Below are 17,155 nucleotides of genomic sequence, written 5' to 3'. Positions count from 1 at the left end.
CCACTGCTCAACCTCCGGCCAGGTGACGGGCAATGAAAAGGCATCCACCGGCAAGCGCCAGGGCGCCGCCCAGGCCCATCCAGGCGGCGCGGGGAGTCGCGCGCTTGAGCCCCCAGATCATGACCGCGCACCAGACCGGCGCCAGCAGGAAGACGGCGACCACCGCATTGGTGTAGGGCAGCCCCGGCCCGTACTCGGCATACAGCGCGCACAAGGTCAGCGTCAGCGGCGTGCCGAGGAAGGTGCTGGCGAGCGCCTGGGAGCGATAGGACACCTAGGGCCTCCTTCCTGCCAGAAGGCAGGGCAGGGCAACGCTTACCAGCATCCATACCGCGAGCGCCAGCAACCCGCCCACCAGGGCGCCCCATGCCAGCGTCCAGGCTGCGGTTCCAGCGAACAGGCACACCGCGCCGGGCAACAGGACCGCCGCCGGCCTGGGCCGCCTGCGCAACAGCCGCTGGTGCTCCGAGCCCAGGTAGAGGAACAGCGCTCCCAGGGAAACCAGCAGGAACCCTGCGCTGGAATAGAGGGTGTCGACGGCCATCGAGCATTTCGCCATTAAGAAGGGGGGCGCCTTGCGCGCCACGCGCGGCAGGCAGCCCGGCGGGTGCCGGGCTGCCTGCCGCGTGCTCAGAAGCTCAGGTCGAGCGTGGCGCCGACCACCCGCTCGCGGCCGATCGCGGCGATCTGGTAGCCGGGCGCTTCGGAGCGGTAGAGGTAGTATTCCTCGTCCGTGACGTTGTTGGCCCACAAGGTAAGGCGCCACTGCTCGGCGGCATAGCCGGTGCGCAGGTTGAGCAGGGTGTAGGCCGGCAGGCGGTCCTCCTCCAGGCCTTCGAGCAGCGAGCGCGAGGTGGTGGTGCCGGTGTACTTGAGGTCGCCGCCGATGAACCAGCCGCTGGCATGCTGGTAGTCCGCGCCGAGCGCCGCGGTCCATTCCGGCGCCTGGGGGAAGGCCTTGCCGGACAGGTCCAGGGCCTGGCCGTTCTGCACGAAGCTGAAATCGTCGAACTCGGTCTTGGCCATGCCCAGGGAGGCGAAGGTGTCCAGCCCGGCCAGCGGTTGCATGCCCAGCTCGATCTCGAAGCCGGTAACGTGCGACTTGCCGGCATTGATCACCACGTCGCTGGTGAAGTCGCCGGGCATCTGCGGCAGGTTGACCTGCTGGTCGTCCCAGTCCAGGTAGAACAGGTTGGCATTCAGGCGCAGGCGGTCCTCGAACCACAGCGAGCGGTAGGACAGCTCGTAGTTCCAGGCGTACTCGGGGTCGTAGTCGTACACCTCGTTGGTCAGGGTGTTGGTCGCGGTGCCGCCGGCGCGGTAGGCACGCTGGATGGTGAAACCGACATTCTGGCTGGCGTCGATCTGGTACTGCACGCCGAGCTTGGGCAGCCACGCGTCGTAGTGGGTGTCGCCATCGCTGGCGGTGCTGCTGGCGTCCAGCGGGAAACCGCCGAACAGCAGCTGCTGGGCGCCGGAGGACTGGAAGTCCTGCGCCTCGTAGTCGTAGCGCAGGCCGCCGATCAGCGTCCAGCGTTCGTCCAGGTGCCAGTCCATCTCGCCGAACAGCGCGTAGTTGTCCACCTTGGTCTTGCTGCGGTCCTGGGTTTCCAGGGTCAGCCCGGGAATCCCGAGCAGTTCGCCGGGAATGTTCCGCCGGGCCTGGCTCTTGTCCTCGCCGGTGTTGACGTAGAGGCCGGCCACCGCCTGGTATTGCGGGTTGTTCCAGTTCAGGCGCAGTTCCTGGGCGGTCTGCTGCTCGTCGAAGTCGCCGTCGAAGCCCAGGTCCACCGACGGACGGCTGGTCCGGGTCTTCACGTGGGTGGTCAGCGAGGTCAGCTCCAGGCCCTCGGCCAGCGGCTGGGTGATTTCCAGGGCGGTGTTGTAGTTGAGGGTGCTGCGGGCCTCGCTCAGGCGCGCGGAGTACTGGGGCGAGGGCTGGTTGCCCCACTCGCGGTCGAAGTAGTCGACCCCGGCGCTGGGGCCATCGACGTCGGAATAGGCCGGCGAGTCGTAGCTTTTCGAGTGGCTGAGCAGGATGCGGGTATCGCCGGGGCCATGCGGCTCGAACAGCAATTTGCCGCGTACCTGCCAGTAGTCGTCGTTCTCGCGCTCGTCCAGGCGCGGCATGCCGTCAAAGAAGGGGTAGTCGATACCGCCGTCGGCATGGCTGCGCTCGGCGGCCAGGCGGAAGGCCAGCCTGTCCTCCACCAGCGGGCCGGAGACCACCGCGGCATAGCCGCGGGTGTCGAGCTGGCCGGTGGTGCCGCGCACGGCCCCTTCCCAGGCGTAGGTCGGGTCCTTGGTTTCGATGCGGATCGAGCCGGCCAGGGCGTTGCGCCCGCTGAGCGTGGACTGTGGGCCGCGCAGCACTTCCACCTGTTCCACGTCCCACAGGCCGAGGGCGCCGCGGCGCGCGCCCTGCATGGTCTGCGCCACGCCGTCGACGTAGAGGGTGGCCAACGGCCGGCCGGCCGGGCCGCCGACGCCTTCGGAGTTGATGCCGCGGATGATGAAGCCGGAGTCGACGAAGTCGGCATCGCGCACGTTGGCCATCATGCGAAAGGTATCCGGCAGGCTCTGCAGGCGTGCCTGGTCGATCCGGTTCCCGTCGACCACGGCCACGCTGGAGGTGGTTTGCTGCAGGTCGCGCTCGATCTTCTCGCCGTGGATGATCATGGGCGCGAGCGCCAGTTCGTCGTTGCCCGTCGCCGGGGCCGCCTCCAGGGTGACGGTGCGCTCGCCGGTGAAGCGCGAACCCAGGCCGGTTCCCTCCAGCAGGATGCGCAGGGCCTGCTGCGGCTCCATCCGGCCATTGACCGCCTGCGAGCGGCGGCCCTGGGTCAGGCCCGCGTCGTAGAGGACCTGGACGCCACTGGCGATGCCGTATGCGGTCAGGGCACTGTCCAGCTCCTGGGCCGGGATGTCGTAGCGCACCAGCTCATTGCGTTCGGCGCTGGTTTCGCTGGCCTGGGCGGCACCGGTATCGACCAGCAGGGTCGAGCAGGCGAGCAGGATCGGGCCCGCCAGGCGGATTCTGAGCGGCAGTGGATGTGGCATGTATTCTCCCCGGGTGATCATCGACAGGTGCGGATGAAAAGCATTCCTGTTCGATAGACGCTTCTCGAAAGCCCGATCCGCAATGTGGACCCAGGTTTTTTTCTAGCGCAGTACGACCCAGTTGCCGGGGAGGTAGGTCGCCGTCAGCCCGAGGCTGCTGCGGATATGTTCCAGTGCCTCGTCGGTACGCTGCAGGTGGAATACGCCGCTGACCGGACGCCGGGCGGCGGCGTCGCTGGCGAGGATGATGCGGCCGTGACGGTAGCGGTTGAGTTCTTCCACCAGTTCCGCCAGCGGGCGCTGCTTGAAGACCAGCAGGTCCGTGCGCCAGGCCAGGGCCTCGGTGCTGTCGACCGGCTGTGGCGTGTCGCTGTGGTTGTCGTCGTAGCGCATCTGCTGGCCGGCCTCCAGGCGCAGTGGCTGCTGGCTGGCCTGGCGCACTGCGACCACGCCTTCGCTGCAGACGACCCGCACCGAGGACGCCTGGTGGCGTACCTCGAACACGGTACCCAGGGCAGTGACGCTGCCATTGTCGGCCTCGACCACGAAGGGGCGGGAGGCATCGTGGCGTACATGGAACACCGCGGCACCGTCGGCGAGTACGATGCGCCGGCGCGTGGCGCTGTAGTCCACATCCAGGCGGGTGCGGGCATCCAGCTCGACCCGGCTGCCGTCTTCGAGGACGATTTCGCGCCGTTCGGCCGTGCCCGTGCGGTAGTCGGAAGCCACGAGTCGGCTGCCGATGTCCTGGTCCAGCTGCAGCCAGGCCAGGCCCAGGAACAGCACGGCGCAGGCCGCCAGCCCGGCGCGCAGATAACGGCCACGGTGGGCCCGCAGGCGGGGTTCCGTGGGGAGGCGGCCCAGTTGTTTCCACAGGCGCGCGGCGTCCTGGTAGGCCCGGTTGTGTTCCGGGCTGCGGGCGCACCATTCGCGCAGCGCGCGGGCGTCCTCGACGGTGGCTTCGCCGGAGGTGAGGCGTACCACCCAGGCGTTGGCTTGCCGGGTCAACTCGAGCGGGTCTGGAACGGTGGGGGAAGTCATGGGCGGATACTGTATCTCAGCGCTGCTGCTCGGTCTCGCCGCTCAGTTGCTGCAGGCGGGCGGCGCAATAGTCCAGGGCGCGCCGGACCTCCAGTTCGACGGTCCTCAGGCTGACGCCGAAGCGCTGGGCCAGGGCCTTGTGCGGCAGCCCCTCGAGCCGCGCGGCCACGAACAGTTCGCGGCGGCGTTGGGGCAGCTCGTCGAGTATTTCCATCAGGCGCTGCAGTTGCTGGTGATCGGAGGTGATCTGCTCTGCGTTGGGGGCCTCGTCGGGCACTTCCAGGAGCATTTCTATCTCCATTGGGTCCAGCAGGCGGCGGGCGTTCGCCCGGGCGTCGTCAATGGCCAGGTTCGCCGTCATCCGCCGCAGGTAGGCCTGCGGGTTGGCGACGGGCTCGGCGGATTGCAGGCGGTGCAGTTTGAGCCAGGCCTCCTGCATCAGATCGTCGGCGGTGGCCCGGCAGCCGGTGCGCCCCGTCAGGTAGCGGACGAGGTTGCGGCGCTCGGCGATGAACACGGCCAGTAGGGAAGAAAGTTGCGACGACATCGCCCGAATGAGGTCCAGACCTGCGGAAAGCCCGGCGACAGATTAGCGGTAATCTGAACTATTCTCAATTGACAATAATTGGCTAATGGCAGGGTATTGCATCGCGTGATGGGCCGGTTGCAGAGGCGGGGCGCGGCCGTGGCCGCCGCGACGGGTTTGACCTTGCATCAGTCCGCGCATGGCCTGGCTCTACAACGCCGGCCGACTTCACGCCCTCGGCGCTGCGCAGCACCGGGGTGCGCTGGGGCCCTGCCACCGCCCTGCGCGCGCGAGCGGGCAGGGCGGCCGCTGGTTCCGCACCGCCAGGTGGAAACACCCGGCCGACAATCGCTCGACCGGCGCCCGACTGCTGTAGAGTACGCCTTCGCGAAGGCCCACCCGGGTGGCGGGCCGCACAGGTGTGATCGAAGGACAGCGCATGTCGAGCAGAAAGCCGCAACCCCCCTCCGGGGCCGCCGACGGGGAGGCCCCCGGAGGTTCGCCCACGCGCAACGCCAAGGCCCGCTCGCGCACCCGCGCCAAGCTCATCCGCGCGGCGCGCGAGGTCATGGGCCGGCAGGGCATCGACGCCACCGCCATCGGCGAGATCACCGAGCGCGCCGAGCTGTCCCTGGGCTCGTTCTACAACTACTTCACCAGCAAGGAAGAGATCGCCCGCGCGGTGTTCATCGAGGACGCCCTGGCGCTGGCCGACCTGCTGGACGCCGAGGCCTCGAACAGCCACGACATCGTCGAGCGGGTGGGCCACAACATCCGCCGCACCCTGCGCCACGCGCTGCAGGACCCGATGTGGGGCTGGTTCTTCATCCACTCGGCGCACAGCATCAACGACCTCGGCGCCACCCTGGGCAGCCGCCTGGTGCGGGACCTGCGCAGCGGCGCGCAGCAGGGGGCGTTTGCGCTGGCCGATGCGGAGGCCGCGGCTGACTGCATCATCGGCGGCTGCCTCTACCTGCTGCGGCAGATACTCGAAGGCGACCGGCCCGCAGCGGCCATCGATGGCGCGGTGGCGTTCTTCCTGCTGGGGCTGGGCGTGGACAAGGCGCAGGCCGGGCGGGTGGCGCACCGGCCTCTGGAGGCGGGTTCCGGCGCCTGAGGCCGGAGAGGTGGAGAACCCCGCGCGGCTTGTGGCCGAGCGGGGTGGGGCGGGGTCAGCGGGGTTCGGCGACCACGCGGTTCTCGATGTGGCCGATGCCGTCGATCTCCACGCGCATCACGTCGCCGACGGCGAGGAAGCGCGGCGGGTCCATGGCCAGGCCGATGCCGGCCGGGGTGCCGGTGATCAGGATGTCGCCCGGCTGCAGGGTCATGACCTGGCTGAGGTAGGCGATCTGCTGGGCGATGCTGTAGGTCATCTTCGCGGTGGAGGATTCCTGGCGCGTCTCGCCGTTGACCTGCAGGCGGATGTTCAGCGCCTGCGGGTCGCGGATCTCGTCGGCGGTGACGATCCACGGGCCGATCGGGCCGTGGGTGTCGAAGGACTTGCCGAGGGTCCAGGTCGGGCTCTTGGCCTGCCAGTCGCGGGCGCTGACGTCGTTGGCCACGAAGTAGCCGGCGACGTGCTCCAGGGCCTGTTCTTCGTCTATGTAGCGGCCCGGCTTACCGATCACCACGCCCAGCTCGGCCTCGTAGTCCATGCGCTCGCACACGGCGGGGTAGTGCACGTCGTCGTAGGGGCCGGTGATGCAGGAGACCTGCTTGCTGAACCACACCTGGGAGGTGGGGATGGGCACGCCGGCGCGGCGCGCCTCGGCTTCGTGGTCCTTGTAGTTCATGCCCAGGGCCATGAACTTGGACGGGCGCAGGATGGGCGCGCCCAGGCGCACCGCTTCCAGGGGCAGGCTGTTGCCGGCGTGGCCCGGCAGGGCGCGCGCGGCTTCCAGGATCGCGGGCGAGGCGATGATGTCGGCGACGTCGCGGGCATCGGCGGGCAGCACTTCGGACAGGTCGATCAGGTACTGGCCCTCCACCTTGCCCAGGGAGGTCCGGCCGTTGTGGCTGTAGCGTGCGAGTTTCATGGGGTTTCCTCTTGTCGTGGGTGGCCGCGCCCGGCCCCTGGCCGGGCGCGGCGTCGTCGCTCGGGCGTGGCTCAGTCCAGGAAGTCCGGGGTCAGCGGCGGCGCCCATTGCGCCAGGGCGTCCGGGCTGAACGGCTCGTGGGTGGTGGGGGTGGCGTCGTTGACCAGGTCGCCGTCGGTCCAGTGCTCGATCTTGTTGCCGAAGGGGTCGCGCCAGTAGTCGAACACCTGGCTGCCCTGCACGTGCCGGCCGATGCCCCAGGAGTGCTTGTGGCCCTGGCTGGCCAGGTGCTGGTTGCCGCGCACCAGGTCGTCCCAGTCCAGCACCTCGAAGGCGCTGTGGTCGAAGTCGCGCGCCTGACTGCCGATGTTGATCAGCGCCACGGTGTGGTGGTCGGTGTAGCGCTCGCCCAGGCCGCAGTGGAGGAAGGCGCCGATCGTGTTCTGCGGCTCCCCGGCGTAGTAGCTGTCGGAGATGCGCAGGCCCAGCACGCCCTGGTAGAAGTCCATCATGGCCTGGAAGTCGACGGTCTTGAGCACCACGTGGCCCAGGCGCATGACGTGCGAGGGGCCGGCCGGCACCCGCGAGGTCTGGCCGGTGCGGACATGCTGCTGGGCGTTGTTCAGGCGCAGCGCGGCCCGGGTGGGGAGGGGCCGGACCAGGTCTTCGCCGCCGTGCAGCAGGTCGACGCGGAAGCCGTCGGGGTCGGTGATGCTGACGATGGAGCCGGCGCCCAGTTCGTCATTGGCGCGCACCGGGGTGCCGAACTCGGCGGCGATGCGCTGCAGGTCGTCCGGCGACTGGGCGATGAAGCCCACGCCCAGGGCCTGGCGCGGGCCGAGCTGGGATATGTGCAGGGGGTAGCCGCCGGAGTGGGAGCCCATGTACAGGGCGGTCTCGGTGCGGCGGTGCAGTTGCATGCCGAAGTCCTGGAGGAATGCGGCCTGGGTATCCAGGTCGGGGACCTGGTAGCGAACGTAGGCGATGTCGCGCACGCTGATCATGGTTGTGCACTCTTGTTGTTGTTCGGGAAGGGTTGGTTCAGCCGAAGTCGTGCCAGCAATGGTTCGGGTCCAGGGCATGCAGCTGCTTGTAGGTGCCGGAATAGAACAGCAGCGGCGGGCCGTCCGACTCTTCCACGGCCTCGACGTCGGCCGTGTAGATCAGGTGGTCGCCGCCGGGGTGCACGGCGTTGGCGCGCACCACCAGCTGCACCAGCGCGCCGCGCAGGGTCGGCGTGCCGCCGTGGCTGGCGAACTCGACCGCGTGCGCCGGGTCCGGGCGGCCGCCGAAGTGCCGGCTCAGCGCCTCGTGCTCCTCGCGCAGGAAGGCGATGCCGAAGCCGTCGCCGGGCTTGACGCTGCTGGCGAAGCGCGACTCCCGGCGGATCGACACCAGCACCATCGGCGGGTCTACCGAGAGCGACATGAAGGCGTTGGCGGTCATGCCCGCCGGCTGCCCTTCGTGCTGGTAGGTGATGACGGTGACGCCGGTGGCGAACTTGCCCATCACCCGGCGGAAGCGCTTGGCATCGAGTGCCGTTGTCTGCATGTCCATGGGCTTCTCCTGGCTGGACGCGGGGTCAGATGAAGGGCGTGCCCGGTTCCATGCCGCAGAGGATCCGGCCGTAGGTCTCGAAGTTGGTGGCCGGGCAGACGATGCCGTGCAGCGAGGCGATGCGCGCGTCCTGCCAGAGGCGGTTGAAGGGGTTGCCCACCGCCGCCAGGGAGCCGCCGGAGGCGGTGGCCAGCATGTCCACGGCTTCCCAGATCAGCTTCTCGGCGAAGCCGACGTCGCGGCGCACCCTGGCGCGGTCGCGGAACTCCATGTACTGGCCGGCGCGGGCGCAGGCGTCCATGGCGTCGGCGTGCTTCTCCAGGATGGCGCGGGCCGCCTCGATCTTGGCCGAGGCCTCGCCGACCATCAGGTGGGTGACCGGCGCCTCGGCCTGCTTGGTGTACCAGGTGTACTGGATGCCGCGGCGCGGCAGGCCTTCGAGGAAGGCCTCCAGGGCGCCGACGCCCAGGCCCAGGGCCGGGAAGACCAGGATGATCGCCAGCATCGGCATGCAGGCCACGCTGTACAGCGGCTCCTGCGCCAGGTGCCTGGACGGGTAGTCGCCGCCGATGGCCCTGCTGACGGAGGAGACCCGCGATTCCGGCACGAAGACGTTGCTCACCGAGACGCTGGAGCTGCCGCTGCCGGAGATGCCGATGACGTTCCAGTCGTCGAGGATCTTCACCTGCGAGGTGGGGATCAGCGCCACGCCCTGGTCGATCACGTTGCCGGCGGCATCGACGATGGGGATGCCCAGCAGGTCCCAGTTGGCGTGGTAGACGCCGGAGTTGAAGCCCCACAGGCCTTCCTCGATCAGGTAGCCGCCCTCGACCTTCTTCACCACCGCCTTGCGCGGGGAGAGCACGCCGACGACGCGGGCCTTGGGGCCGTCGCCGAACACTTCGGCGGCGCCCTGCTCGCCGAGGAAGGTCGCGGCGCTCCAGGTGCTGACGTTGGTCAGGGCGGTGACCCAGGCCACCGAGGCATCGGCCCGGCCCAGTTCGGCGACCACTTCCAGGAAGGTGCGCACCGACACCGGCTCGCCGCCGTACTTGCGCGGGGTGGTCATGCTCAGCAGGCCACCGGCCTCGAGGTCGGCGATGGTCTCGGCGGGCAGCCGGCCGAGGCGCGCGGTTTCCTTGGCGCGGGCCTTCAGGGTGGGGATCAGGGACGTGGCATAGGCACGCAGGCCGGCGGCGCTGCGGTCGATAGCGAGGGGTTTTTCGGCATGGGCGATGGTGCTCATGGGGGTACCTTTGTCTTGTTGATTGTTCTCAAGGCGTTGCCTCCCCGAACCGAGCCGAGGGGGGAGGTTGAATTGATACTATCATCATTTTTGAAAGATATTCAAAAACTAAATTTGGGTGAAAAAGACCGCTGGCCAGGAGGGGCTTCCAGCCGCGTAAAGCCATCCGGTGCCCGTAGGGCGGGGGACTGTAGGCGCGAGCTTGCTCGCGAACCCTTGGCCGTGGCGCGGGGGTTGAATCCGCTCCCTCTCCCCAGCCCTCTCCCGCAAGCGGGAGAGGGGGCTTGTCCGTGCCGAGAGCGGATCCGGTTCCAGCCGGCAGCTCTAGGTGCTGCCGGCTGACTCCAGAAACATCCGCGTCTGCCCAACGGCCCCCTTTCCCGCAAGCGGGAGAGGGGGCTTGTCCGTGCCGAGAGAGGATCCGGTGCCAGCCGGTAGCTCTAGGTGCTGCCGGCTGACTCCAGAAACATCCGCGTCTGCCCAACGGCCCCCTCTCCCGCAAGCGGGAGAGGGGGCTTGTCCGTGCCGAGAGCGGATCCGGTTCCAGCCGGCAGCTCTAGGTGCTGCCGGCTGACTCCAGAACATCCGCGTCTGCCCAACGGCCCCCTCTCCCGCAAGCGAGAGAGGGGGCTTGTCCGTGCCGAGAGCGGATCTGGTACCAGCCGGCAGCTCTAGGTGCTGCCGGCTGACTCCAGAACATCCGCGTCTGCCCAACGGTCCCCTCTCCCTTCAGGGAGAGGGTTAGGGAGAGGGAAAGGCGCCAGACCGAAACGCCGAAGCCACCGGTGAACACGGTTCGCGAGCAAGCCCGCTCCTACGAACCCCCCCCTGCCTAGCGCCCCCGCGCCAGTGTCAGCGCCGTGTCCTCCACCATGTCCTCCTGCCCGCCGACCATGCCGCGGCGGCCCATTTCCACCAGGATGTCGCGGGCCGGGACGCCGTATTTCTCCGCGGCGCGGCGGGCGAACAGCAGGAAGGAGCCGTAGACCCCGGCGTAGCCCAGGGTCAGGGCGTCGCGGCCGATGCGGATGGGGAAGTCCATGATCGGCACCACCCGGTCCTCGGCCACGTCCTGGGCCTTGAACAGGTCGATGCCGGTGTGGATGCCCATCAGCTCGCACACCGCCACCAGCACTTCCAGCGGGGTGTTGCCGGCGCCGGCGCCCAGGCCCGCGGCGGCGGCGTCGATGCGGGTGGCGCCGGCCTCGATGGCGGCGATGGAGTTGGCCACGCCCATGGCCAGGTTGTGGTGGCCGTGGAAGCCGATCTCGGTAGCGTCGTCCAGCGCCTCGCGCACCGCGGCGATGCGGGCCTTCACCGTGTCCGGCAGCAGGTGCCCGGCGGAGTCGGTGATGTAGATGCAGTTGGCGCCGTAGCTCTCCATCAGCTTGGCCTGTTCGGCCAGGCCTTCGGGGCTGTTCATGTGCGCCATCATCAGGAAGCCGACGCTGTCCAGGCCGAGCTTCCTGGCCATGCCGATGTGCTGCTCGGCGACGTCCGCCTCGGTGCAGTGGGTGGCCACGCGCAGGCAGCTCACGCCGTTGGCGTGGGCCATGCGCAGGTGCTCGACGGTGCCGATGCCGGGCAGCAGCAGGGCCGAGACCCTGGCCTGCTTCATCAGCGGCACCACCGCCTGCAGGTACTCCTCGTCGCTGTGTGCCGGGAAGCCGTAGTTGACCGAGGCGCCGCCCAGGCCGTCGCCGTGGGTGACCTCGATCAGCGGCACCCCGGCATCATCCAGGCCGCAGGCGATGCTGCGCATCTGCGCCAGGCTGATCTGGTGGCGCTTGGGGTGCATGCCGTCGCGCAGGGTCATGTCGTGGATGCGGATGCTCGTGCCGGAAAGGTTCATGCGGGCTCCTTCGGGGTGCGGTCGAGGCGGCCTTCGCCCAGCGCTTCGGCGAACAGCTCGGCGGTGCGCGCGGCGGCGGCGGTCATGATGTCGAGGTTGCCGGCGTAGGTCGGCAGGTAGTCGCCCAGGCCCTCGACCTCCAGGTACAGCGAGACGCGCTCGCCGTCGAACACCGGGCCGTTGACCAGGCGGTAGCCGGGCACGTAGCGGCGCACCTCGGCGATCATCGCCTCGACCGAGGCGGCGATGGCGGCCTGGTCGGGCTCGCCGTCCACCAGGCAGTGCACGGTGTCGCGCATGATCAGCGGCGGCTCGGCGGGGTTGATGACGATGATCGCCTTGCCCTGGCGGGCGCCGCCGACCTGCTCGATGGCGGCGGCGGTGGTGCGGGTGAACTCGTCGATGTTCTTGCGCGTGCCGGGGCCCACCGACCTGCTGGCCACGGTGGCGACGATCTCGGCGTAGCGCACCGGCTGCACCCGAGACACCGCGGCGACCATGGGAATGGTCGCCTGGCCGCCGCAGGTGACCATGTTGACGTTCATCTCGCCGCGCCCGAGCTGCTCGCCGAGGTTGACCGGCGGCACGCAGAAGGGCCCGATGGCGGCCGGGGTGAGGTCGATCACCAGCACCCCGGCGGCGTTCAGCTTGCGGCTGTGCTCGGCGTGCACGTAGGCGGAGGTGGCGTCGAAGGCGATGCGGATGTCGTCGTCCAGCACGTGCGGCAGCAGGCCGTCGATGCCGTCGGCGGTGGTCTTCAGGCCCAGTTCGCGGGCCCGCGCCAGGCCCTCGGAGGCGGCGTCCACGCCGACCATCCAGACCGGTTCCAGCCGTTCGCTGCGCTTGAGCTTGTAGAGCAGGTCGGTGCCGATGTTGCCCGGCCCGATCAGCGCGCACTTTATCTTTTGCATTGTCGAATCCTTGGGACGGCCGCGGCCGTCAGTCGAAGCGCAGCGAGCAGTGGCCGACGCCGCCGATGCTCACCCGCAGGAAGTCGCCACGGGCCACCGGGACCATCGCCCCAAGGGCGCCGGAGAGGATCACCTCGCCGGCCTTGAGGGGGATGCCGAAGCGGCCGAGGGTGTTGGCCAGCCAGGCCACCGCGTTGACCGGGTGGCCCAGGGCCGCGGCGCCGGCGCCGGTCACCGCCACCTCGCCGTTCTTCTCCAGCACCATGCCGCACAGGCTCAGGTCCAGGCTGCGCGGGTCCACCAGGCGCTCGCCGAGCACGAACAGGCCGCAGGAGGCGTTGTCGGCGACGGTGTCCTGGATGGCGATCTTCCAGTCGCGGATGCGCGAGTCGACGATCTCGAAGCAGGCCATCACGCCCTCGGTGGCGGCCAGCACGTCGGCATTGCTGATGCCGGGGCCGAGCAGGTCCTTCTTCAGCACGAAGGCCAGCTCGCCCTCGGCCTTGGGCTGGATCAGGCCGTCGAGGGCGATGGGCGCGTAGGAGGGCCGGCACATGCCGTCGAGCAGGTAGCCGAAGTCGGGCTGGTAGACCTTGAGCATCTCCATCACCGGCCGGCTGGTGACGCCGATCTTCTTGCCCACCACGCGCTCGCCGGCCTCCAGGCGCAGGTCGACGAAGACCTGCTGGATGCGGTAGGCGTCGTCGAGGCTCAGCCCAGGGCATTGCGCCGTCAGCGGCTCCATTGGCCGCCGGGTTCGCCAGGCCTCGTGCAGGGCCTGGCCGGCGGCGTGGATCTGTGAATCGTTCATCGGGGTACTCCGCAAGGCGGTGCGCGCCGGCCGGCGCGCACGGCGGTCAGTGGGTGGCGGGCAGCTCGAAGACGCCCGGCGGCACGCCCTGGCCCAGCAGGTAGGCGCCGAGCATGGCCGAGGTGTCGTCCTCGTTCTGGGTGATGTGGTTGGCCGCCACCAGCAGGGCGCGCAGCTGGCGCTGCAGCGGGTTCTTGAGGAACACGCCGCGGGCGCTGCTCTTCTTGAAGATCATGTGCGCCGCGCCGAAGCAGTCGCGGGCCACGCCTTGGTTGTCGAGGAAGTAGTGCACGCGCAGGTCCAGCGGCACCGGCTGGTTGCGCTCGGCGTAGCCCATGGATTCCTGGATGCACTGCAGCACCCGGGCGCGCGCCGAGCGGATCAGCAGCACGGCGTTGCCGAGTTTTTCCTGGACGAAGGGGTTCTGCGCTGGCGAGCCGGGCACGAAGATGTTCTGCCGCGGCGCCATGTGCTCGACGAACAGGTCGACCATGCCGTTGGCGAAGCCGACGATCACCGCCGAGACCGAGCCGTAGAAGATCTGGTTGAACGGCAGGCGGTAGCTGGCGGCGGTGTCGCCCAGCCGGTAGTCGACGATGCTGTGGGAGCGGTGCTCGGGCACGAAGGTGTCGTCGCGCAGGCGCAGCGAGCGGCTGCCGGTGCCGGCCAGGCCGACGGCGTACCAGTCGTCGAGCAACTCGTAGTCCTCGCGGCGCACCAGGAAGGCGCGCAGGTCGACGATGTTGCCCTGCTCGTCCAGCACCCGGCCGCCGAGGAAGGCGCCGCCGGTGGCGTGCTCCGAGCCGCTGGAGGTCGGCCACTGGCCGCTGATGCGCCAGCCGCCGGGGACCCGGGTCACCTTGCCGCAGGGCGCGTAGGAGGAAGCCACCAGGATGGCCGGGTCCTCGCCCCAGACTTCGTCGCCGGCGCGCGAGTCGAACTTGCCGAACTCCCACTGGTGGATGCCGAGGATCATCATGTTCCAGGCGCTGGACGGGCAGCCGCGGCCCAGTTCCATGAGCACCCGGTAGAACACCTCCGGGGACATCGCGTAGCCGCCCCAGCGGGCCGGCTGCAGGATGCGGAAGAAACCGGCGTCCTTGAAGGCCTGGATGGTCGCGGCGGGGACGCTGCGCGCCTCTTCCACCGCCTCGGCCTGCTCGCGCAGCCAGGGCACCATGGCCTGGGCGCGGGCGATCAGTTCTTCGGCGCTGGGGGCAGTGATGACATGTTCGATCTGACCCATCTTGTTGTTCTCCTGGTCGTCGTTCAAAGGGTGTCGAGGCCGGCGAAGCGGCCGTCGAAATACAGCAGCGGGGCGGCCTCGGCATGGGCCGGCAGGTGCACCTGGCGCACCTCGCAGAGCACCATGCTGTGGCTGGAGGCATCGATCAGCTCGACCACCCGGCACTGGAAGGCGGTGAGGGCGTCCTCCAGCCGCGGCGCGCCGTCGTCCTCGGCGTCGCGCCAGGCGCCGTGGCGGAAGCGCTGCTCGCCGTCGACGCCTTCGAGCATCCCGGCGAAGCTCTGCGCCACCTGCAGGTTGCTTTCGTGCAGGACGTTCACGCACAGCGCCGCGCCGACCTCCAGCAGGCGGTGGGCGAAGACGTTGCGGTTGATGCACACCAGCAGGCGTGGCGGCTCGGCCGAGACCGAGACCACCGCCGTGGCGGTCAGCCCGGCGCGCAGCTCGCCCTTGCGCAGGGTGAGGATGCACACCGCGCCGGCCAGGCGGCGCATGCCGCCGCGGAAGGCCTGGGCGTCGACGCCGGGGGTGGCCGGCGCCGGGGCGGGGGCTTTCAAGGCCAGGCCGCCCATCTCACACCTCGCCCGTGCGCAGGAAGCTGCGCATCACCCGGTTGAATTCCTCCGGCGCCTCGTACTGCGGCCAGTGCGCGGCCTCGGCCTGCATCACGTACAGCTGCGCCCTGGGGTTGCGCGCGCAGGCGGCCTCGGCGGCGGGCAGGTCGTGGATGGGGTTGTGCCGCGTCCAGAGGAACAGGGTGTCGCATTGCAGCTGTTCCACCGGCAGCATCTCGCCGCGCTGCACCAGCTCGTCCACCCGTTCGAGCATGCCGAACATCAGCGGCGCCGACTTCTGGAAGTCCGGGCGGGTGTACAGGGCCAGGCGGCTGCCGATCAGCTCGTCGTCCAGCAGGTGCCAGTTGGACTCGTGCATCAGCCACTGCATGCGCTGGCGCACCGAGTCCACCGAGGGCGCCTTGCCGAAGTTCTTCTTGTTCAGCGCATCGAGGTCGCGCAGGTCCTGGCGGCCCTTTTCGCTGACCACCGGGATGCCGCCGGCGGTGTTGAGCACCAGGCGCTTGACCCGCTGTGGGTTGCGTGCGGCGAACAGCCCGGCGACCCAGCCGCCGAGGGACTCGCCGGAGACGTGGGCGCTGGCGATGCCGAGCACGTCCATGACCTCGCCCAGCAGCGCGGCGTAGGTGGAGGGGATGTAGTCGACGTCGGTGCGCTTGGCCGACAGGCCATGGCCGACGAAGTCCAGCGCCACCACGTGGAAGCTGTCGGCCAGGGCCACGACGTTCTTCGCGTAGGCCTCGATGTGCCCGCCGATGCCGTGCATCAGCAGCAGCGCCTCGGGGTTGCCCTTGCCGGCCTCGGCGATGCGAATGCTGCCGAAGCTGGGGGTGTCGATGAAGCGGATTTGCGCACCGAGAAAATCAAGCCACAGGCTCATGTCGATTGACTCCTTTGAAGAGGGGGATGGGAGGCTGGCTTTACTGCGCCGGTGGCAGGGCGAAGCGGTGGCCCCAGTCGCTGAGCTGGCTGTAGTTGCGCACCGTCCAGTTGGCGTCGTCGATGACCACGCCGCCCCAGCCGTACTCGATGCCGAAGCCCGAGGGCGTGGCGACGTAGAACGACAGCATGCGGTCGTTGGGGTGGTGGCCGATCTCCATGATCACCGGCACCTGGGCGGCGCGGACGCGGTCGAAGGCCAGGCCGACGTCGTCCAGGGCCTGCACCTCGATCATCAGGTGGTTGAGCTTCTTCGCCGACGGGATGGCCGCGGTGGCGAGGGAGTGGTGGCGGCCGGTGCGGGTGTGCATGAACACGCCGTCGATGGCCAGGCCGGGGATGCTGTGCGAGTCGCGGATGTAGTCGGAGATGCGCAGGCCCAGCTGCTCGGTGTAGAAGCGCACCGACTCCTCGGCATCCAGCGCGGCGACGAACACGTGGCCCACGCCCAGCTCGCCGGTCTGGAAGCCGCCGCCGACCAGCAGCGGCGAATGGAAGGGCGCCGACAGCGGCGCCTGCTGCGGGCCGTAGCTGAACTCGTGGCGCAGGCCGATGGGGTCGACGCAGTAGTACAGGCGCTCCACCTTGCGCGCCCGGCGCAGCGCGTCGTCGGCCTCGTTCACCTGCACGTCCCGCTCCCGCAGCCCGTCGACGTAGGCGCCCAGTTCGCCGCTGGTGTCGAACTCCCAGCCCAGCGCCACGATGTCGTCGGCGTTGCCGTGCTCGAAGATCAGCCGGTGCTCGCGCTCGTCCATGCGCAGGTGCAGGGCCTGCGCGCTACGGTTGCCGACCTGCAGCCCGAGGATGCCGGTGGCGAACGCCTCCCAGGCATCCAGGTCGCTGGCGTTGAAAACCACGTATGCGAGATTCGAGATCTCGGCCATGTGCTTGCCCTCCGTTCCGGCCGTGCGCGTCATCGGTGCGGCGGCCGGGTTTCTTGTTGTTGGAGAAAAATTCGATGCCGGCGGCATCTGGGGGTAGAGGGGCAATGGGCGTGCCAGGGGGGATTGGGTGGGTGGTTGTTTTGTTTGTTATTTGTTGATTTTTAAGGGGTTTATTTTGGGGTGGATGGGTTTGGTGCGGAGGTGAAGTGATGGTTTTGGTGAAAAAGGCGGGGGGAGGGGGAGTGGGCGGTTGAGATTTTTTGCAGGTGGGGGTTTTCGTAGGAGCGAGCTTGCTCGCGAACCCTAGGCTATGGCACGAGGATTGAGTCCGCTCCCTCTCCCCAGCCCTCTCCCTGAAGGGAGAGGGGGCTAGTCCGTGCCGAGAGGAGGCTGTGGTGGTTCAATTTCCTCGGACACCTCGATAGGTGGAAAATCCACTGAATAGAGGAGTCATTCATGAGCCGTAAA

General features: G+C 69.0%; 17 protein-coding genes. 1 reads left to right on the top strand and 16 read right to left on the bottom strand.

The features are described 5' to 3' along the window. Positions 1–7 precede the first annotated feature (7 nt). The 5 genes from VV867_RS28485 to VV867_RS28465 all read right to left on the bottom strand — a co-directional run bounded on the left by VV867_RS28485 (position 8) and on the right by VV867_RS28465 (position 4,648). Positions 8–274: a hypothetical protein gene (locus VV867_RS28485; protein WP_328568209.1), complete on the bottom strand. Its 267-nt coding sequence runs from the start codon at positions 272–274 to the stop codon at positions 8–10. Continuing rightward, on the bottom strand, positions 275–544 hold the full coding sequence (locus VV867_RS28480; protein ID WP_328568208.1) for a hypothetical protein: 270 nt from the start codon (positions 542–544) through the stop codon (positions 275–277). Between the two features lie 86 nt (positions 545–630). Next, the gene (locus VV867_RS28475) at positions 631–3,060 is read right to left on the bottom strand and encodes a TonB-dependent receptor (RefSeq protein ID WP_328568207.1); all 2,430 of its coding nucleotides are present in this window, start codon (positions 3,058–3,060) and stop codon (positions 631–633) included. 102 nt (positions 3,061–3,162) lie between these two features. Further along, positions 3,163–4,101 (bottom strand): FecR family protein, encoded by a 939-nt coding sequence (locus VV867_RS28470; protein ID WP_328568206.1) that lies wholly within the window; start codon positions 4,099–4,101, stop codon positions 3,163–3,165. A gap of 16 nt (positions 4,102–4,117) precedes the next feature. Continuing rightward, on the bottom strand, positions 4,118–4,648 hold the full coding sequence (locus tag VV867_RS28465) for an RNA polymerase sigma factor (protein WP_328568205.1): 531 nt from the start codon (positions 4,646–4,648) through the stop codon (positions 4,118–4,120). Positions 4,649–5,066: 418 nt separating this feature from the next. Between VV867_RS28465 and VV867_RS28460 the strand changes: the two genes are divergently transcribed. Next, positions 5,067–5,744 carry a TetR/AcrR family transcriptional regulator gene (locus VV867_RS28460; RefSeq protein ID WP_328568204.1) on the top strand — a complete coding sequence of 226 codons (678 nt, stop codon included), beginning with the start codon at positions 5,067–5,069 and terminating at the stop codon, positions 5,742–5,744. Positions 5,745–5,799: 55 nt separating this feature from the next. Here VV867_RS28460 and VV867_RS28455 read toward each other — a convergent pair whose 3' ends face one another. From VV867_RS28455 to VV867_RS28405, 11 genes are all read right to left on the bottom strand, one after another. Beyond that, positions 5,800–6,666, bottom strand: a complete 867-nt coding sequence (locus tag VV867_RS28455; protein ID WP_328568203.1) for a fumarylacetoacetate hydrolase family protein — start codon at positions 6,664–6,666, stop codon at positions 5,800–5,802. Positions 6,667–6,737: 71 nt separating this feature from the next. Further along, positions 6,738–7,670 (bottom strand): VOC family protein, encoded by a 933-nt coding sequence (locus tag VV867_RS28450; protein WP_328568202.1) that lies wholly within the window; start codon positions 7,668–7,670, stop codon positions 6,738–6,740. Positions 7,671–7,707: 37 nt separating this feature from the next. Further along, positions 7,708–8,223: a flavin reductase family protein gene (locus VV867_RS28445; protein ID WP_328568201.1), complete on the bottom strand. Its 516-nt coding sequence runs from the start codon at positions 8,221–8,223 to the stop codon at positions 7,708–7,710. Between the two features lie 25 nt (positions 8,224–8,248). Then, positions 8,249–9,469, bottom strand: a complete 1,221-nt coding sequence (locus tag VV867_RS28440; protein ID WP_328568200.1) for an acyl-CoA dehydrogenase family protein — start codon at positions 9,467–9,469, stop codon at positions 8,249–8,251. 832 nt (positions 9,470–10,301) lie between these two features. Further along, complete coding sequence (gene dmpG / locus VV867_RS28435) at positions 10,302–11,321, bottom strand: 4-hydroxy-2-oxovalerate aldolase (RefSeq protein WP_328568199.1); 1,020 nt, start codon at positions 11,319–11,321, stop codon at positions 10,302–10,304. Continuing rightward, positions 11,318–12,232 carry an acetaldehyde dehydrogenase (acetylating) gene (locus VV867_RS28430; RefSeq protein ID WP_328568198.1) on the bottom strand — a complete coding sequence of 305 codons (915 nt, stop codon included), beginning with the start codon at positions 12,230–12,232 and terminating at the stop codon, positions 11,318–11,320. Before VV867_RS28430 ends, dmpG begins: the two co-directional genes overlap by 4 nt. Positions 12,233–12,260: 28 nt before the next feature. Then, positions 12,261–13,043, bottom strand: a complete 783-nt coding sequence (dmpE, locus tag VV867_RS28425) for a 2-oxopent-4-enoate hydratase (protein WP_328568197.1) — start codon at positions 13,041–13,043, stop codon at positions 12,261–12,263. A gap of 46 nt (positions 13,044–13,089) precedes the next feature. Then, positions 13,090–14,289 carry an acyl-CoA dehydrogenase family protein gene (locus tag VV867_RS28420; RefSeq protein WP_328568196.1) on the bottom strand — a complete coding sequence of 400 codons (1,200 nt, stop codon included), beginning with the start codon at positions 14,287–14,289 and terminating at the stop codon, positions 13,090–13,092. A 23-nt stretch (positions 14,290–14,312) separates the two neighbouring features. Next, positions 14,313–14,846 carry a flavin reductase family protein gene (locus VV867_RS28415; RefSeq protein WP_328568195.1) on the bottom strand — a complete coding sequence of 178 codons (534 nt, stop codon included), beginning with the start codon at positions 14,844–14,846 and terminating at the stop codon, positions 14,313–14,315. Between the two features lie 16 nt (positions 14,847–14,862). Then, a complete protein-coding gene (locus VV867_RS28410; RefSeq protein ID WP_328568194.1) occupies positions 14,863–15,744 on the bottom strand; it encodes an alpha/beta fold hydrolase in 882 nt (293 codons plus the stop codon). 40 nt (positions 15,745–15,784) lie between these two features. Beyond that, positions 15,785–16,687, bottom strand: a complete 903-nt coding sequence (locus VV867_RS28405; RefSeq protein WP_328568193.1) for a VOC family protein — start codon at positions 16,685–16,687, stop codon at positions 15,785–15,787. Positions 16,688–17,155 lie beyond the last annotated feature (468 nt).

The organism is Pseudomonas sp. JH-2, from assembly GCF_036231725.1.
Classification (GTDB): Bacteria; Pseudomonadota; Gammaproteobacteria; order Pseudomonadales; family Pseudomonadaceae; genus Pseudomonas; species Pseudomonas delhiensis.
The sequence above is the reverse complement of the archived record's forward strand: the minus strand, read 5'-3'. Positions and strand labels throughout refer to the sequence as shown.

Coding starts and splice junctions, on each gene's coding strand:
- VV867_RS28480 (WP_328568208.1), bottom strand. CDS start 544: ATGGCCGTCGACACCCTCTATTCCAGCGCAGGGTTCCTGCTGGTTTCC.
- VV867_RS28405 (WP_328568193.1), bottom strand. CDS start 16,687: ATGGCCGAGATCTCGAATCTCGCATACGTGGTTTTCAACGCCAGCGAC.
- VV867_RS28465 (WP_328568205.1), bottom strand. CDS start 4,648: ATGTCGTCGCAACTTTCTTCCCTACTGGCCGTGTTCATCGCCGAGCGC.
- dmpG (WP_328568199.1), bottom strand. CDS start 11,321: ATGAACCTTTCCGGCACGAGCATCCGCATCCACGACATGACCCTGCGC.
- VV867_RS28450 (WP_328568202.1), bottom strand. CDS start 7,670: ATGATCAGCGTGCGCGACATCGCCTACGTTCGCTACCAGGTCCCCGAC.
- VV867_RS28440 (WP_328568200.1), bottom strand. CDS start 9,469: ATGAGCACCATCGCCCATGCCGAAAAACCCCTCGCTATCGACCGCAGC.
- VV867_RS28475 (WP_328568207.1), bottom strand. CDS start 3,060: ATGCCACATCCACTGCCGCTCAGAATCCGCCTGGCGGGCCCGATCCTG.
- VV867_RS28410 (WP_328568194.1), bottom strand. CDS start 15,744: ATGAGCCTGTGGCTTGATTTTCTCGGTGCGCAAATCCGCTTCATCGAC.
- dmpE (WP_328568197.1), bottom strand. CDS start 13,043: ATGAACGATTCACAGATCCACGCCGCCGGCCAGGCCCTGCACGAGGCC.
- VV867_RS28470 (WP_328568206.1), bottom strand. CDS start 4,101: ATGACTTCCCCCACCGTTCCAGACCCGCTCGAGTTGACCCGGCAAGCC.
- VV867_RS28460 (WP_328568204.1), top strand. CDS start 5,067: ATGTCGAGCAGAAAGCCGCAACCCCCCTCCGGGGCCGCCGACGGGGAG.
- VV867_RS28445 (WP_328568201.1), bottom strand. CDS start 8,223: ATGGACATGCAGACAACGGCACTCGATGCCAAGCGCTTCCGCCGGGTG.
- VV867_RS28455 (WP_328568203.1), bottom strand. CDS start 6,666: ATGAAACTCGCACGCTACAGCCACAACGGCCGGACCTCCCTGGGCAAG.
- VV867_RS28430 (WP_328568198.1), bottom strand. CDS start 12,232: ATGCAAAAGATAAAGTGCGCGCTGATCGGGCCGGGCAACATCGGCACC.
- VV867_RS28420 (WP_328568196.1), bottom strand. CDS start 14,289: ATGGGTCAGATCGAACATGTCATCACTGCCCCCAGCGCCGAAGAACTG.